The following is a 16837-nucleotide window of genomic DNA, read 5'->3' on the forward strand; positions in this document are numbered from 1 at the left end:
TGTCCACCATCCGGGACGGCGTGCCGCCCCTCACCCGGCGGTGCGGAGGGCGGCCGCGGGCGACGCTCGCCGACGTCGCAGCCCGCGGCCGCCACAGCCCCGGACCGGGCCCGCCGGGGCATCGCCGTGGCCGTCGCGGGGGCATGGCCACGGCCGGGAAAGCCGAGAGCCGTCACCCCCGCCCGCCCCGAACCCCCCGATTACGCCGAACGCCCAAAAAGGCGCCAATTTCTCTTTACCCAAAGGTCGAGCGCCCATGTCCCGGAAAAGCCATCACCCCGCCCGGCAAGGCCAGATGCGTACTTTCCCATTACGTGTCCATTCTGTCCGCGCCCCTACAGTTACCCGGGTGGGACAGTGGCGAGCCCCCGGCGGCATCCTGGTCGAGGCGATCATCTTGGACGATCGCCCGCTGCTGCGTGTCTCGCACCGGGTCAACGGCACGACGTACCTGCAGGGCTACTGCGCCACCGTCGCCGAGCTCACCGCCCACGGCGTGGACCTGGCCGAGCTCGTCGAGGACACCGCGCTTGACCATCTGTAGACCCCGGCCCGCCACTGTCGATCAGCCCTCCGGGGTACGGCCTGCACCATGGTGCGGCTGCCGGCCTACGCGCCCATGCTGGCGCAGCTCGGCACCCTGACCTCCGTCCAGGGTGCGGACTGGGCCGTGGAGATGAAATGGGACGGCGTGCGCGCCCTCGCCTACCTCCAGGGCGGCGCCGTCCGCCTGATGTCGCGCAACGCCAAGGACATCACCCCCGCCTACCCCGAGCTCCAGCTCATGGCCGGCGCCACCGGCGGGCACGCCGCCGTGATCGACGGGGAGATCGTGGCGTTCGACGAGACCGGGCGGCCCAGCTTCGAGGCGCTGCAGCCCCGGATGCACCAGCGCAACCCGGCGGCGGTGGCCGAACTGGCCAGGTCGGTGCCGGTGACGTTCATGGCGTTCGACATCCTGCACCTCGACGAGGACAGCACCGTCTCCCGCCCCTACAGCGCCCGCAGGGAGCTGCTCGAGACCACGTTCACGCCCGGCTACCGCTGGGAGGTGCCCGTGTGGTTCGCCGACCACGCCGGGCTCGCCTTCGACTCCTCCCGGCAGCTCGGGCTCGAAGGGGTCGTGTGCAAGCGGATGGGCTCGCCGTACCGGCCCGGCCGGCGCAGCGCCGACTGGACGAAGGTCAAGAACGTCCGCACCGCCGAGGTCGTGATCGGCGGCTGGAAGCCGGGGGGCGGGCGGCGTTCGGGGATGATCGGGTCGCTGCTGCTGGGCGCCTACGACCAGCGGGGACGGCTGCGGTTCGTGGGGCACGTCGGGACCGGGTTCACCGAGGCCATGCTGCGCGACCTGGGCGAGCTCCTGGCGTCCCTGGAACGCGCCGACCCGCCGTTCGACGAGCCTGTGCCGCGCGAGCACGCCAGGGACGCGCGCTGGGTGGAGCCGCGCCTGGTCGGGGAGGTGCAGTACGCCGAGGTCACCGGCGACCGCCGCCTGCGCCACCCGTCGTGGCGCGGGCTGCGGCCCGATCGCGAGCCGTCGGAGACCAGTACCGCCGAGTTCCTGCCCCCCGGCCGCACCGGCGACGCCGCGGCCGGCTGAGCCCTGGGACGCTATGGCGACACGGAGCGCCTAACTACGCTTCGTCTGTATTTCGTAACCTAGAGTGATCGAGACGTTGCCGATTTCACTCAAAGGGGACACCGTGCCGAAGGTCCTGGTCACCACGCTCACCACGCTGGCCGGCGTCGCGCTCGCGGTGCCCGCGACCGCCGGGCAGCAGCCCCCTTTGACGCCCGTCCAGGACCGCGCCTGGGGCGCCGCGTCGTCCCCGCTGATGCGCCCCACCCGCGCCGTGCGTTACTGGACCGCGAGCAAGCAGGCCCAGGCCAACGCCACGGAGCTGCCCAAGAGCCTGAAAGCACGGGCCCAGGGCGCCGTGGAACTGCCGAAGAGCCTGGAGGCACTGGGTCAGCTGCGCAGCGTGCCGGAGGGCAAACGGATCACCCCGGGCGGGGACGCCAACGGCTACGCTCCCATGTCCCGCCCGTACACCGCCGCCACCCAGAGCCGCGTCACCGGCCGGCTCTTCTACGTCAACTCCAGCGGGCTGGACGACTCCTGCAGCGCGTCCGTCGTGCGCTCGGCGGTCGGGCTGCTCATCGTCACCGCCGCCCACTGCGTGTACAGCGTGCCGCTGGGAGCGTCGGCCGGCCAGTGGCACACGAACTTCGCGTTCGTGCCCGCGTACGACGGGCAGGCCGCCGACGTGCGGGGTCGCGAGCCGTACGGGCGGTGGGGCGCCCGGCGGGCGTGGAAGCCCGACCCCTACACCGGCATGAGCGGCGGCGACTGGAACTCGCACTACGACATCGCCCTCATCGAGGTCGGCAGGAAGAGCCGCACGCTCCAGGACGCCGTCGGCGCCTTCACCCCGATCCGCAACCAGGGCGGCGCGTACACCGTCGCCACGACGGGCTACCCCGGCGTGGCCGGCAGGAAGCCGTACGACGGCCGGGAGCAGCTCTGGTGCCTGGCCAAGACCGAGCCGGCCGGCGGCATCGCCGACACCGGCACCCTCTTCGCCTCCCGCATCACCGCCACGTCGGCCGGCGGACGCATGGAGACGCACAACTGCCACCTGTTCAAGGGCCACAGCGGCGGCCCGTGGCTGCTCAGAGACACCGACGACCTGATGGGCGTGCTGTCGGCGGGCACGGAGGACGGCGGCGCGGACGGCTACTCCGTCGCGAACGCCCTCAACGCCGAGAGCTACGGCGCGATCATCAAGCAGGCCGACCCGCAGGGGGTGTACGACGCGCTGTCCATCAGCACCTCGGGCCCGCGCCGCGCGGTCAGGCGCGGCGGCGGCACCGCGAACGTCAGGGCCACCGTGACCATGGGCGGGCTGATGGGCGCCGCCCAGGTGCCCGTCACGTTCACCCTCCCGGCCGGTACGCACCTGTCCTCGGTGAACGGCGCCTCGTGCAAGCGCTCGGGCAGGCAGGCCACCTGCACGATCGCCGCCATCCACCCCGAGCGCCCGGTCCAGCTCACGGCCCGCGTCCGCGTGACCCGCCGGGCCTCGCGCTACCCGCGCGTCACCGCGCACGTGGACTCGTCCCGCCTCGACACGAACCAGGTCGACAACACCAGCACCGTCGCCCTCTCCACCTACCGCCGCTGACCGGCGCCTCCCGGGCGGCGAGGGGGTCAGGCGGCGGGCTCCAGCACCGGCTCCTTCAGCGTCCTGGCCAGCAGCCAGGCCAGGGCCGGGAAGACGATCAGGCACGCCAGCGCCGTCCGCAACGTGGTGGCCTCGGCGAGCGCGCCCACCAGCGGGCTGGCCAGGCCGCCCACGCTCACCGCGAGCCCCAGGGTCACGCCGCCGGCCGTGCCCACCCGGGTGGGCAGGAAGTCCTGGCCCAGCGTCACATGCAGCGAGAACGGCGCATACAGGGCGATCGACGAGGCCGCGACGAAGACGTACGCGACAGGTCCCGGCGCCAGCACCACCCCCGCGACCGCCGGGACCGCCAGCGCGTAGGCCAGGCGCATCGTCCGCAGCCGCCCCCACCGGGCCGCCAGCCTGCCGCCCAGCACGGTCCCGAGGGCCCCGCCCGCGAACAGCACGAACAGCGCCACCGCGCCGGCCGCCCCGCCGCCCATGTAGAGGGCCACGAAGGCGCTCAGCCCGACGTACACGACCGAGCGGAAGACGATCACCAGCGTCAGCCTGACGAACGACGGCCAGTCGTCCCGGCCGGACACCGGTGCCGCGGCCCGCGCCGCCGGCCCTCCCCCGGCCAGCGCCCGGACCGCCGGGAGCGTCGCCACCGCCCCCAGCACCGCCGGCGCGGCCAGGAACGGCGAGGCGCCCAGCCCCCACCCCGCCAGCAACGGCGTCACCAGCACGGGAGCCGACGCGAACCCCAGCGTCCCGCCCAGCGAGAACCAGCTCATCCGCACGTGACTGCCCTCGCTCGCGATCCTGGCCAGCCGCGCCGACTCCGGATGGTAGGCCGCCACGCCGAGACCGGACAGCGCCACGGCCAGCCAGGTCAGCACGTAGGAGTCCGTCAGCCCGCCGAGCGCCACCCCGGCGCCCGCGACGAGCGTGCTCACCGGGATCAGCCACGGCATCCGCCACCTGTCCGTCAGCACCCCGAACACCGGCTGCACGACCGACGACAGCAGCGTCGCGGCCAGCACGATGCCGGACACGGCGACGTACCCGTAGCCGCGGCCGGCCACCAGGAAGGGCACGAGCGCGGGGACGGCGCCCTGGTAGAAATCCACGGCCGCGTGGCCGGCGGCGAGCATGGGGGTCCTGTTCACCCCCCGATCCTTTCCCGGTGGCGGCTGGCCCGCTTCCGATAAAATGCCAATTCATGACGGCAATCCGCCATCTGCCCGAAGCGCCGACGGGGCGGCGGCCGTTGGCCCCGGGGGCGGGCATCGACGCGCACCGGCACGACACCCACCAGATCGTCTACGCCTGCCGCGGCGTGCTCTCGGTCACCACCGGCGCGGGCACCTGGGTCGCCCCGGCCAACCGCGCCATCTGGATCCCGGCCGGCACCGTCCACGAACACCGCGCCCACGGCGACACCGACCTGCGCCTGGTGGGCCTCGCCGGCAACCCCCTCGGCCTCGGCCACCCCACCGTCCTCGTCGTCGGCCCCCTGCTCCGCGAGCTGATCATCACCTACACCTCCGACGACCAGCCCCCACCGGACGGCGGGGAGCGCGACAGGTTGTGGGCCGTGCTCGTCGACCAGCTCAAGCGCGCCCCCGAGCAGCGGCTGCACCTGCCCACCGCCCGCGACCCCAGGCTGGCCGCCGTCTGCGCGATCCTGCACCGCGACCCCGCCGACAGCAGGACCCTGGCGCAGCTGGCCGTCCAGGCCGGCACCAGCGACCGTACGCTGGCCAGGCTGTGCCGGCGCGAGCTGGGCATGAGCTTCCCGCAGTGGCGCACCCAGCTCCGCCTGCACCACGCGCTGCTCCTGCTGGCCGACGGCGTCGCCGTGACCACCGTCGCCCACCGGTGCGGGTGGGCCTCCGCGAGCGCGTTCATCGACGTGTTCGGGCGGGCGTTCGGGTACACCCCGGGCAAGGCCTTTACATTGTAGATTCGCTACAATGTGATCCTGTGAGCAAATCGAAAGGCAAGGGCGGGACCCCGGCCACCATGGCGCTGACCAAGGCCAAGGCCGAGTTCACGCTCCACCCGTACGAGCACGACGCCTCGGCCCAGGCCTACGGCGAGGAGGCCGCGGACGCGCTCGGCGTGCCGTACGAGCGGATCTTCAAGACGCTGGTGGCCGAGGTGGAGAGCGGGCTGGCGGTGGCGGTCGTGCCCGTGTCGGGCAAGCTCGACCTCAAGGCCCTGGCCGGCGCTCTCAACAGCAAGCGGGCCGCCATGGCCGACGCCGCCAAGGTGGAGCGCGTCACCGGCTACGTCGTGGGCGGCATCAGCCCCCTGGGCCAGCGCAAGCAGCTCCCGACGGTGGTCGACTCCTCGGCGCTCGACTTCGAGACGATCTACTTCTCGGCCGGGAAGCGCGGCCTCCAGATCGAGACCGCGCCCGACAACCTCATCACGCTCACCAGGGCCGTCACCGCCCCCATCGGCAAGTCCTCCTGACCGCGCTCATCGCCGCCGCCCGGGCTCCGATCTCTCCAGGGGCGACTGGCCGACGAGCCATTCGAAGAGCCGCCGGCGCCCCCAGAAGAAGGGGTGGTCGCCGCGTCCCCGGCCGCCCTCCGCCTCGCGCCTCTTCCGCTCCTCCTCGGCGAGCGCCTGCTCCAGCCCCGGCGTGTTGCCGCCGCCGAAGCGGGCCATGTCCGGCCCGGAGAAGCCCTTGGGCTCGACGTCCCGCAGCGCTGATTCCATCGACTCCACCCAGATCGGCCCGGGCAGCGACGCCCCCTGCACCGCTCCGTAGTAGTCGTCCCCGATCTGCACCCCCTGCAGCGGGAAGCGGTACGACCCGCGGATGTCCCCCACGCTGACCGCCGCCGCCAGCGCGGGCGTGTAACCGGCGAACCAGGCCGAGGTGTAGCCGTTGTTGGTGCCCGTCTTGCCGGCGGCCGGCCGCCCGATGCTCTGGCCCTGCATGGTGCCCTTGGAGAAGACGCCCTCCAGCACGTAGTTGACCGCGTCCGCGACCTCCTCCTCGATGGCGCGCTCGCACGCGGGCGGCACGTGGGTGCGCCGCCCGTCCCTGCCGACGATCTCGACGATCGCCAGCGGCCGGCAGTAGATCCCCCTGGCCCCGAACGCCGCGAACGCCGCCGCCACCGTCACCGGGTCCATCTCGTTCACGCCCAGCGTGAACGTGGGCACCTCCTTCAGCGGCTCCCCGTCCGCCCTGGCGATCCCGAGCGCCTTGGCCGTCCGCACCACGTTGCAGAGCCCGACCTTGCGCTCCAGCATCATGTAGAAGATGTTCACCGACTTCCAGGTGCCGGTCTCGATGCTGTGCGGGCCGCCGGAGCCCTCGCCGGTGGCGTTGAGTATGCGGGTGTCCGGGTCGTTCACGGCGTGGCCCGCGCAGTCGCGGTAGCCCTGCCCGGGCACGAGTTCGCCCGGGGTGTTGAAGCCGTCGCCGAACCGCCACCCCTGCTGGAGCGCCGTGGCCAGCGTGAACACCTTGAACGTCGACCCGGCCTGGAACCCCTGACCGCCCCCGTGCGCCACGTCCGCGGCCAGGTTGAAGGTGGTCTTGGGGCCGTTCTTCCGGTTGCCGGGGTTGCGGCCGAAGCGTTTGCTGGCCGCTATCGCCCTGATCCGCCCGGTTCGCGGCTCGACCATGGCCTCGGCGGCCACCTCCGTGTCCTCCGGCCAGACGTGGCGGCGGATGGCCTGCTCGGCGGCGCTCTGCGCGACCGGGTCGAGGCTGGTCCTGATCGTCAGGCCGCCCCTGGCCATCCTGGTCCGCCGCTCGGCCTCGGTGTTGCCGAAGACGGGGTTCGACAGCAGCTCGCGCTGGACGTAGAGGCAGTAGAAGGGATAGGCGCTCTGCTCGCACCCGCCGGGCTCGGGTCTGAGCTTGATGGCCAGCGGCGCGGCCTTGGCGCTCGCCGCCTCCTGCGGGCTGATCAGCTTCAGCCCGGCCATGCGGTCGAGCACGAGGTCCCGCCGCGTCTTCAGGCGCTCGCGATGGTCCCGGCCGAGCGAGGGGTCGGTCGAGTACGGCATGCGCACCGCGCCGGCCAGCGTGGCCGCCTGGCCCAGGGTCAGCCGGGAGGCCGACGTGGAGAAGAAGCGCCTGGCCGCCGCCTCCACGCCGTGGGCTCCGGCGCCGAAGTAGGCGATGTTGAGGTAGCGCTCCAGGATCTCGTCCTTGCGGTACTTCTTCTCCAGCGCCAGCGCGAGCCGCAGCTCGGTGATCTTGCGGGCCAGGTTCGGGGCGCGGGCGCGGTCGCGCTCGGCCTCGGTCCGGGCGGCCTCGATCAGGATGTTCTTGACGAGCTGCTGCGTCAGGGACGAGCCGCCCTGCTTGATGCCGCCGGCCTGCGTGTTGGTGAGCAGCGCCCGGAACGTGCCCCGGATGTCGAGGCCGCCGTGCTCGTAGAAGCGGGCGTCCTCGATGGCCACGATCGCCTTGCGCATCACCGGGGCGACGGCGCTCAGCTGCACGGCCGTCCGGTTGGCCTCGTAGAACTGGGCGAACGTCCTGCCGTCCTTGTCCAGCAGTCTGGTCACCTGGTCCAGGGGCTCTTCACGCGGGGCGGGCGGCAGGTCGACGAAGGTGCTCGCGACGTTCTTGGCGGCGATGCCGCCCCCGCTCACCACGGGCGCGGCCAGTGCCGCGGTCAGCACCCCTCCGAGCGCCCCCGCCAGCCCGAGCGCGCCGACGGATCTGAGTACGGTCACGTCACATGATCTGCGACGTCCGGATCCGCGCCAAACGCCCGCTTGTCACCTGTTTACCGTTGCCTGCGGATGTGCAGACCGAGCGAGGCGAACTGTTCGAACGGCCGGTGGTAACCGCGTTCGATGTGGTGCACTCCGCGCAGCGTGGACGGGCCGTCGGCGACGGCGGCCGCCAGCACGGCCGAGAACCCCGCCCGGATGTCGGGCAGCGTCACGTCGGCGCCCTTGAGCTTGGACACGCCGCGCACGACGGCCGAGTGCCTGGCGTTGGTGTCGTGGTACCGGCAGGCCGGCCCGCCCAGGCACTGGTCGAACACCTCGATCTCGCAGCCCATCTTCTGCAGCGCGGGCACGTACACCAGGCGGTTCTCGAAGACCGTCTCGTGCAGCACCGACATGCCCTGGCTCTGCGTGAACAGCACCATGAGCGGCGTCTGCCAGTCCGTCATGAACCCGGGGTGGGTGTCGGTCTGCACGGCCGCCGAGCGCAGCCCCTCGGGCGGCGCGGTGGCGCACAGGTACTCGTCGTTGATGTCGAACCGGGCGCCCATCCTGGCCAGCGTGGTGATCGCGGTGACCAGGCGGTCCTGCGGGCAGCCGTGCACCCGCACCTCTCCCCCGGTGACCAGGCCGGCCGCCAGGTACGAGAACGCCTCGATGCGGTCGCCGGTCAGCCAGGTGGAGGCGCCGCGCAGCCGTTCGACGCCCTCGATGACGATCCTGCGGTCGGGGGAGAGCTCGATCCTGGCCCCCATCCGCTGCAGGAACAGCGCCAGCTCCACCACCTCGGGCTCCATCGCGGCGTTCTTCAGCACCGTCTTGCCCTCGGCCAGAACCGCCGACATCAGCACCGTCTCCGTGGCGCCGACGCTCGGGTACGGCAGCTCGATCCGGGTGCCGTGGAGCCGGCCGGCCTTGGCGAAGATGCCGGTGTCGCCCACCTCCACCTCGGCGCCCATCGCGCGCAGGGCCTCCACGTGGAAGTTGACCGGCCGCCGCCCGATCGGGTCGCCGCCCACCAGCGGGACGAACGCCTCCCCCGCCAGGTGCAGGAGCGGGCCGAGCATGAGGATGGGGATGCGGTTCAGGCCGGTGAACGCGTCCGGCACCCTCGGCTCGATGGCCTGTCCCCGCGCGATCCTGATCTCCGTGCGGGAGATCTCGACATGGATGCCCAGCGCCCGCAGCATGGCGGCGGTGATCTCCACCTCGCCCACCTCCGGGGCGTTGTGGATGCTGCTCTCCCCGCCGCCCAGCATGGCGGCGACCATGTGCTTGGAGACTCCGTTCTTGGAGCCGCGTACCTCGACGTCCCCCCGGAGCGGGCCGGAGGGTTCTATCAACCAGACCTCTTCTGCAATCACGAAGCGAGCCTAGCCGGGGGATACCATCGAGCTGATTCGGACACACATGTAAGGGGGAGTGGCGTGACGAGGGAAGTGCGCGCTTTCGCGGTAACTGTCCTCGCACTCGCCACTCTCGGAGCGGCTGCCGGGCTGGTCTGGTCAGGGATCACGCCACGGGCGCCGTACCAGGTCACCGATCAGGGGACGGTGCTGGCCGACCCGTCCACGCAGGCGCTGATCGCGGCCGACGGGTGGTTCGCGGTGATCACCGGCGGGCTGGGGCTGCTGTGCGGCGGGGTCGCGTGGTTCGCGGCGCGGCGGTGGATGCTGCCGGTGCTGCTCGGGCTCTGCGCCGGCGGCGTCCTGGGGGCGATGCTGACGCTGTGGGTCGGGTCCACGTTCACGATCGGGGCGGTCGTCATCGAGGCCGCCGCCACTCCCGGGGTGAAGGTCGTCCCGGGCGCGCTGAAGCTGACGGCCTCCGGCGTGCTGGTGTCCTGGCCGCTGCTGGCGGTGGGGCTGTTCGGGTTCCTGGAGGGCATGCACGGGTACCGCGAGTCGCCGCTGCGCCACCCGTACGGCGACCCGCCCGAACCCCTCTAAGCCACCCGAACCCTTCTGACCCGCCCGTACGGCGACCCGCCCGAACCCCTCTGAGCCGCCCTTGCGACGACCCCCCGAGCCCTTCTACGCCACCCGCGCGGCGGCTACAGCGGCGGGCGGCGCTCGCCGTGGCGGGTGGCCTGCTCGAACGCGCGGGCCACGCGCAGGACCCTGGCGTCCTCGAACGGCCGGCCCACGATCTGCACCCCCACCGGAAGCCCGTCCGCCGTGAACCCGGCCGGCACGGACGCGGCCGGCGCGTGCAGCACGCTGATCCAGTACGCGGAGCGCATCCAGGCGAGGTAGTCGGGCATCGGCTCCCCGTTGACCTCGCTGACGTGGGGCTGCTCGACCGGGAACGGCGGCACCTGGCTGACGGGCGCGATCAGCACGTCGTAGGTGTCGAAGAACGCGGCCATCCGCTGGTAGAGGCGGCTGCGGCCCCGCTCGGCCCGGGCCAGGTCGGCGCCGGTGACCTTGCGGCCCTGCTCGACGTTCCACGCGGTGTTGGGGCCGAGCCCGGTCACGTCGCCGAAGGACAGCGCGTAGTTCCACGCCCGGTAGGTCCGGAACGCGTCCTCGGCCTCCGACAGGTCCAGCTCGACCTGCTCGACCAGGGCCCCCAGCCGCTCGAACACCGGCGGCGCCGTCGCGGTGACCTCCGCCGTCCTCGGGTCGACCGGCAGGCCGCCCAGGTCCGGGCTCCACGCCACGCGCAGCCCCCGCACGCCCTCCTCCGGCTCGGGGGCGAAGACCTCCTTGATCGAGTACGGGGAGCGCCGATCGAACCCGGCGATCGCCCCGAACATCAGCGTCACGTCCTCGACCGTCCTGGCCATCGGCCCCTGCACGGACAGCGTGTACCAGGCGTTGGTGTCGGACGGGCCGGGGACGCGGCCCGGGGTGGGGCGCAGGCCGACGACGTTGCAGAAGGAGGCCGGGTTGCGCAGCGAGCCGCCCATGTCGGACCCGTCGGCCAGCGGGACCATGCCGGTGGCCAGGGCCGCGGCGGCGCCCCCGCTGCTGCCGCCGGCGGACTTGGACAGGTCGTAGGGGTTTCTGGTGGCGCCAAACACCTCGTTGACGGTGTGGGAGCCGGTGCCGAACTCCGGTGTGTTGGTCTTGCCCATGGTGATGGCCCCGGCGGCGCGCAGCCGCCGGACGATCAGGTCGTCCTGGGCCGGGACGTTGCCGGCGAAGAGCGGCGATCCGTACGTGGTGCGGATGCCGGCCGTGTCGACGAGGTCCTTGTGCGCGACGGGCAGGCCGTGCAGCGGACCGGCCGGCTCCCGCGCGTCGGCCGCCTTGGCCGCGTCGAGCGCCTGCTCGGCGACCAGGGTCACGATGGCGTTGACGCGCGGGTTGACCTGCTCGATGCGGTCGAGGTGGGCTTGGACGACCTCGACGGCGCTCACCTGCCTGGTCCTGATCAGGTGCGCCAGCTCGGTCGCGGTCGAGTAGTGCAGTTCGCTCACCCTTGGATCCTCCCCCACGGGCCGCGGCCCGACGACGGCGAGGGTTGCCCACCCCGGCCGCGACCGCTCGTCGGATCACCACCGCTCAGGAGCTCTCCCGCACCAGCCCCCGTTCCGGTGGCGCGGTGTGGCCATCCCTCCGTCTGGCCAGGATGAGCAGGCCGGTGACGGTGAGCGTGGCGGCCAGGATGACGAGCTGGACGCCGTACTGGATGTCCTGGGTCGGGAGCACGATGTTGCCGGTGTGGAAGCCGGTGTGCACGCCGACCGCCATCCACACCGCTCCGGTGCGCGCCCGCGCCGCCGCGCAGGCGAAGCCGAGGCCGATGGCCTGGAGGACGTAGAGCAGGCGTTCGGCGGTCGTGTCCGCCGGGCTGTTGGAGAGGATGTGCAGCGCGCCGAAGGTCACGGACACCACGATCAGCACGGCCCTCGGGGACAGCCTGCCCGACAGCGTGTCGAACAGATGGCCCCGCCACAGCAGCTCCTCGGGGAACGCCTGGCCGAGCAGGGCGATGGCGATGTAGAGCGGCACGTAAGGCAGCTGGGGGCGCAGCACGTCCCACGGCACCCAGGTGGCCACGCCGAGCGCCACCGACAGCGCGCTGGAGGCGATCACCGCGACCGCGCCCGCCAGGACACCCGCCAGCAGCTGCGGCACGGCCCGCCAGGTCCTCGTGAGCCCGACGCCCCGCCACGACTGGCGGCCGAGGAAGCGACGGATCAGGTAGACGAGCGCGAACGAGGCCAGCGTGATCCCGACCACGCCCACCGGCCGATAGAGGAGGTCGCCCGGGTCGAAGAGCAGCGTGGCGGGCAGGGAGCCGCCGAACACCATCGCGAACATCGCGGCGACGGTGATCAGCACGGCCCAGACAGGATGAGTGGCTTTCATGGATCGTCACGCTAGGAAGCCCTGCGCCGCCGCACATCGGCCCGCGGTCTGAACCCGCCATGACCTTCGTCATGGGTCCTCAAGGAGGATCACAACGCGGTCGCGGGAAACTATGGTCGAAGCCATGCGGCGTCCTCTGGCCCGGCTGCGCGTCCCCGACCGGCCCGTCCTGTTCACCGTCGTGTTCTGGGTGGTGCTCGTCGCCACCGGGGTCGTCGCGTACGCGGCCGAGCCCTCGACGCCGCCATGGGCCGTGCCCTTCGGCGTCAACCTGGCGCTCGTGGCCGTGCTCTGGCTGGTGCTGCCCTGGCGGCGCTGCGAAGGGTGGCGGCGGCCCCTGCCGGTGGCGTTCCTGCTGGCGACGTTCGCGCTGGGATTCACCGGCTCGGCCGAGATCCACCAGCTGCTGACGCTCCTGGCGATCGCCAACGTGGCGTTCGTCCACGGCATGCGGGCCGCGACCGTCATCGTCGGCTGTGTGGCGGGCGCGCTGTTCGTCACGGTCCTGACGGTGTTCGGCCGCGACCTGGCCGACGCCACCGCGCAGACCGTGCCCATCGTCGTCTTCGCCACGTTCGTGCTGGGCATGACGTCGGCCGTGCTGGAGGCGCGGCACAGGCGGGAGGAGGCGCGGCGGCTGCTGGCCCGGGTCCGGGAGCTGACGGTCGCCCAGGAGCGGGCGCGGATGGGTGCCGAGATGCACGACTCCATCGGCCACCACCTGACGGTGATCAAGCTGAGCCTGGAGAACGCCGAGCGGTTCCGCTCGCGCCGACCCGACGCCGCCTGGGACGAGGTGCGCCAGGCGAAGGAGCTGACCGTGGAGGCGCTGGCCGACGCCCGCCGGTGGGTTCGCGCGCTGCGCCCGCTCGCGCTCGAGGGCCGCGTCGGCAGCGCGGCGCTGGAGCGGCTGGCGGCGTCGTTCGACGGCACGGGGCTGGCGGTGTCCTTCGAGGTGGTGGGCGGCGAGGTGCCCCTGGAGCCCGACGTGGAGCTGGTGCTCTACCGCGTGCTGCAGGAAGGGCTCACCAACGCCGTCCGGCACGCCGGGGCCCGCCACGTCGACGGCACGCTCACCTTCTCCGGCGAGGCCGTCGTCCTGGCGGTCGCCGACGACGGCAAGGGCCGCGACCGCGAGGGACGTGGCGGGTTCGGCCTGAGCTCGCTCGCCGAGCGCGCCCGCGCCGTGGGCGGCACCCTGGTCGCGGGCGACCGGCCGGGCGGCGGCTTCGAGGTGCGGGCGGAGCTGCCCGTCCGGGCGAAGGTGGCGACGTGAGGGCGATCAGGGTGCTGGAGGCGCGGGCGGAGCTGCCCGTCCCTGTGAAGGTGGCGGCGTGAGGGCGATCAGGGTGCTGCTGGTCGACGACCAGGAGCTGATGCGGCAGGGCCTGCGCAAGATGCTGGAGATCGAGGACGGCATCGAGGTGGCGGGCGAGGCCGCCGACGGCGAGGAGGCGCTGCTGGTGGCCGCCGAGTGCCGCCCGGACGTGGCGCTGGTGGACGCCAGGATGCCCAGGATGGACGGCGTCGAGCTCATCTCCCGCCTGTCGGCCCGGCACCCAGGGGTGGCCGCGATCGTGCTCAGCACGTTCGACGAGGACGACTACATCTTCGGCGCGCTGCGCGGCGGCGCCGTCGGCTACCTGCTCAAGGACTGCACGCCGGAGGAGCTGATCGACTCCGTCCGCCGCGCCGGCCGCGGGGAGACGGTGCTGGCCGCACCGGTGGCCGCCCGCCTGGTCGCCGAGCTCCGGCGCACCCCGCCCGCCCCGCCCCCGCCGGCCGCGCCGCGGGACCGGTTGTCGGCCCGGGAGGCGCAGGTGGCCGCGCTGATCGCCGCGGGGGCCTCCAACCGCGAGATCGCGGCCCGGCTGCGCATCACCGAGGGCACGGTGAAGAACCACGTCTCCAGCCTCCTCCGCAAATACGCCCTCCGCGACCGCACCCGCCTCGCGCTCCACCTCAAGGACCCCCCACCCTCCTGATCCCCGCACCGCATCACGCACGGGCCCGGGCCGCGGACGGCCACCATCACACCCCAGGCGGATCCCGGCCCCTCCCGGAGACCGCTACGACCGCCGTCACGCCCCCAAGCGGATCGCACCCCCACCGGAGACCACGACAGCCGCCGTCACGCCCCCAGACGGATCCCGGCCCCTCTCAAGTGGGGTCGTGCGCTCCGCCGGACCGGCATCCTGATGCCCGCGCCCGGCCCCCCGGCCGGACCGGCGCGCCGGGACCCCCGTGGCCGGCGGCACCGATATCGTCGTGTTCACTGTACGTAGTTGAGGAGACACTCGGTGCGCACGCAGACGGACGAAGGCTACCGGCACGCGCTCGGCAACCGCCAGGTCCAGATGATCGCGATCGGCGGGGCGATCGGGGTCGGCCTGTTCCTCGGTTCGGGCGGCCGGCTGGCCGCCGCCGGGCCCGCCCTGGTGATCTCGTACGCCACCGCCGGGGCGGCCGCGTTCTTCGTCATGCGGGCGCTCGGCGAGCTCGTGCTCTACCGCCCGGTGGCGGGGTCGTTCGTCGAGTACGCGGGCGAGTTCATCGGCCCGTGGGCGGCGTTCGCCAGCGGCTGGATGTACTGGATCAACTGGGCGTTCACCGGCATCGCCGAGCTGACCGCCATCGCCGCCTACATCCATTACTGGGCTCCGGCGTTCCCGCAGTGGCTGACCGCGCTCATCGCCCTGGGCTTCGTGCTGTCGGTCAACCTGGTGTCGGTCCGGCTGTTCGGCGAGCTGGAGTTCTGGTTCGCCATGCTGAAGGTGCTGGCGATCACGATCTTCCTGGTGGTCGGCCTGGTCCTGGTGGTCTTCGCGGTCGGCCAGGCGACCCCGCACAACCTCGTCTCCCACGGCGGCTTCTTCCCCAAGGGCTTCCCGATGGTGCTGATGAGCCTGCAGTCGGTGGTGTTCGCGTACGCGTCGATCGAGCTGGTCGGCATCACGGCGGGTGAGACGGCCAGGCCGCACCAGGTCATGCCGAAGGCGATCAACGGCGTGGTGTGGCGCATCGCGATCTTCTACGTGGGCTCGGTGGCGCTGCTGGCGATGGTCCTGCCGTGGACCGCGTATCGCGCGGACACCTCGCCGTTCGTGACGGTCTTCGCGGGGCTCGGCGTCCCGTGGGCCGCCGACGCGATGAACCTCGTGGTGATCACCGCCGCGCTCTCGTCCTGCAACTCCGGCCTGTACGCCACGGGCCGCATCCTGCGCTCGATGGCCATGAAGCAGGAGGCGCCCGGGTTCACGGGCACGCTCAGCTCCAGGTTCGTCCCGATGGGCGGCATCCTGTTCACGGCGGCCATGTTCCTGGCCGGGGTGGCGCTGTTCTACTTCCTGCCCGAGCGCGCCTTCAACATCGCCACCGCCGTCGCCTCCCTCGGCGTGATCACGACCTGGGGCGTGCTCGTCTGGTGCCAGATGCGGCTGCGCCGGTCGGGCCACCTGTCGGTGTTCCCGATGCCCGGCGCGCCGTACACGAACTGGTTCACGCTGGCGTTCCTGGTGCTCGTCATCCTGCTGATGCCCTTCGCCGACCCCGACCAGCGGGTGGCGTTCTTCCTCATCCCGGCGCTGGCCGCGGCCATCGCCCTCGGCTGGCGGGTGGTCAGCCGCCGCCGGACCGTCAACGGCGGCCGCCCCTGACTGAGTACTCTCGATGTGCTGGCACAGAGCCGCCGCACACGGGGGAGGCCGCACTGGACGAGGCGACACGACAGACGCCGAGGTGGACAAAGCGGGCGATAGTCCAGACCGTGGCGGCCGCCGCCGTCGGCGCCGCGCTTGCCGTGGCATGCGCGCCCCTGGGCGTCTTACCGAGGCTGGCCTGCGCCGTGCTCGGCGCGGGCTGCCCGGCCGATCAGGAGCCGAACGGGAGGCTGCCGCAGGCGACCCGCCTGACGCCCGTGCAGGTGGCGCAGGGCGGCATGTACGTCGCGCTGGGCGACTCCTACTCCTCCGGCGAGGGCGTCTGGGACCTGGACCACGAGCCGATCAACGACGGCGCCGACCGCTGCCACCGGGCGACGGGCTCGTACGTGCCGCTGGTGGCGCAGACCTACCGCTTCGGGGGCGGCACCGCCTTCTACGCCTGCAGCGGCGCCACCACCACCCAGATCCTGTCGGGCCAGTACGGCCAGAAGCCCCAGATCACCCGGGTCGGCCCGAACGCCAGCCTGGTGACGCTGAGCATCGGCGGCAACGACGCCGGGTTCACGAAGGTGCTCACGGGCTGCATCGTCAAGCTGCCGTGGTCGTCGGCGTGCGTGGAGCAGGACGCCGCCGTCGCCCGCCGCATCGACGAGTTGCGCCCCAGCCTGACCAAGGTGCTGCGCGAGGTGCGGACGCGGGCGCCGAACGCCCGCATCATCGTCCTCGGCTACCCCCGGCCCTTCCCCAAGGACCCCGTGGCGACCGTCGACAACATGAGCGCCGAGGACCAGACCTGGCTGAACGGGATGACGCGCCGGCTCAACGACACGGTGGCCTCGGTGGTGTCCGACTTCGACCGGACGATCGCGGCGTTCGGCGTGCCGGGGAGCGTGGAGTACGTGGACGCGTACGAGGCGTTCACGGGGCACGAGGTGGGCCGGCCGCAGCCGTACCTGAACGGGCTGAGCGT

15 protein-coding genes are annotated in these 16837 nt (G+C 72.6%); 10 read left to right on the forward strand and 5 right to left on the reverse strand.

Annotation, left to right across the window (positions count from 1 at the left end; translation table 11 throughout):
- Positions 1–349 precede the first annotated feature (349 nt).
- The 3 genes from ACWDX9_RS46915 (at position 350) to ACWDX9_RS46925 (ending at position 3188) form a co-directional block, all read left to right on the forward strand.
- Positions 350–544, forward strand: a complete 195-nt coding sequence (locus ACWDX9_RS46915; protein WP_350726229.1) for a hypothetical protein — start codon at positions 350–352, stop codon at positions 542–544.
- Between the two features lie 48 nt (positions 545–592).
- Complete coding sequence (gene ligD, locus ACWDX9_RS46920; RefSeq protein WP_449966987.1) at positions 593–1603, forward strand: non-homologous end-joining DNA ligase; 1011 nt, start codon at positions 593–595, stop codon at positions 1601–1603.
- 103 nt (positions 1604–1706) lie between these two features.
- Entirely contained in the window at positions 1707–3188 is a 1482-nt protein-coding gene (locus ACWDX9_RS46925; RefSeq protein WP_449966989.1) for a trypsin-like serine peptidase, read from the forward strand.
- 26 nt (positions 3189–3214) lie between these two features.
- Here ACWDX9_RS46925 and ACWDX9_RS46930 read toward each other — a convergent pair whose 3' ends face one another.
- Positions 3215–4339 carry an MFS transporter gene (locus tag ACWDX9_RS46930; protein WP_449966992.1) on the reverse strand — a complete coding sequence of 375 codons (1125 nt, stop codon included), beginning with the start codon at positions 4337–4339 and terminating at the stop codon, positions 3215–3217.
- Positions 4340–4392: 53 nt separating this feature from the next.
- Here ACWDX9_RS46930 and ACWDX9_RS46935 point away from each other — a divergent pair, with 53 nt between their 5' ends.
- The gene (locus ACWDX9_RS46935) at positions 4393–5136 is read left to right on the forward strand and encodes a helix-turn-helix domain-containing protein (RefSeq protein WP_449966994.1); all 744 of its coding nucleotides are present in this window, start codon (positions 4393–4395) and stop codon (positions 5134–5136) included.
- Positions 5137–5195: 59 nt separating this feature from the next.
- Positions 5196–5651: a Cys-tRNA(Pro) deacylase gene (gene ybaK, locus ACWDX9_RS46940; protein ID WP_350729233.1), complete on the forward strand. Its 456-nt coding sequence runs from the start codon at positions 5196–5198 to the stop codon at positions 5649–5651.
- Positions 5652–5657: 6 nt separating this feature from the next.
- Here ybaK and ACWDX9_RS46945 read toward each other — a convergent pair whose 3' ends face one another.
- Positions 5658–7886 (reverse strand): transglycosylase domain-containing protein, encoded by a 2229-nt coding sequence (locus tag ACWDX9_RS46945; RefSeq protein WP_449966997.1) that lies wholly within the window; start codon positions 7884–7886, stop codon positions 5658–5660.
- A 53-nt stretch (positions 7887–7939) separates the two neighbouring features.
- Positions 7940–9250 (reverse strand): UDP-N-acetylglucosamine 1-carboxyvinyltransferase, encoded by a 1311-nt coding sequence (gene murA / locus ACWDX9_RS46950; protein WP_449967000.1) that lies wholly within the window; start codon positions 9248–9250, stop codon positions 7940–7942.
- 63 nt (positions 9251–9313) lie between these two features.
- Here murA and ACWDX9_RS46955 point away from each other — a divergent pair, with 63 nt between their 5' ends.
- On the forward strand, positions 9314–9835 hold the full coding sequence (locus tag ACWDX9_RS46955; protein WP_355191768.1) for a hypothetical protein: 522 nt from the start codon (positions 9314–9316) through the stop codon (positions 9833–9835).
- 104 nt (positions 9836–9939) lie between these two features.
- Here ACWDX9_RS46955 and ACWDX9_RS46960 read toward each other — a convergent pair whose 3' ends face one another.
- Positions 9940–11310 (reverse strand): amidase, encoded by a 1371-nt coding sequence (locus tag ACWDX9_RS46960; protein ID WP_449967002.1) that lies wholly within the window; start codon positions 11308–11310, stop codon positions 9940–9942.
- 85 nt (positions 11311–11395) lie between these two features.
- On the reverse strand, positions 11396–12205 hold the full coding sequence (locus ACWDX9_RS46965; protein ID WP_449967005.1) for a CPBP family intramembrane glutamic endopeptidase: 810 nt from the start codon (positions 12203–12205) through the stop codon (positions 11396–11398).
- 124 nt (positions 12206–12329) lie between these two features.
- Here ACWDX9_RS46965 and ACWDX9_RS46970 point away from each other — a divergent pair, with 124 nt between their 5' ends.
- The 4 genes from ACWDX9_RS46970 to ACWDX9_RS46985 form a co-directional block, all read left to right on the forward strand.
- Positions 12330–13481 (forward strand): sensor histidine kinase, encoded by a 1152-nt coding sequence (locus tag ACWDX9_RS46970; RefSeq protein ID WP_449967007.1) that lies wholly within the window; start codon positions 12330–12332, stop codon positions 13479–13481.
- Between the two features lie 58 nt (positions 13482–13539).
- Positions 13540–14190: a response regulator gene (locus ACWDX9_RS46975; protein ID WP_449967010.1), complete on the forward strand. Its 651-nt coding sequence runs from the start codon at positions 13540–13542 to the stop codon at positions 14188–14190.
- A gap of 315 nt (positions 14191–14505) precedes the next feature.
- A complete protein-coding gene (locus ACWDX9_RS46980; RefSeq protein ID WP_449967013.1) occupies positions 14506–15861 on the forward strand; it encodes an amino acid permease in 1356 nt (451 codons plus the stop codon).
- Positions 15862–15971: 110 nt separating this feature from the next.
- Positions 15972–16837, forward strand: an 866-nt coding sequence (locus tag ACWDX9_RS46985) for an SGNH/GDSL hydrolase family protein (protein WP_449967015.1), incomplete at its 3' end; no start/stop codon positions are given.

Source organism: Nonomuraea sp. NPDC003201 (assembly GCF_053590415.1).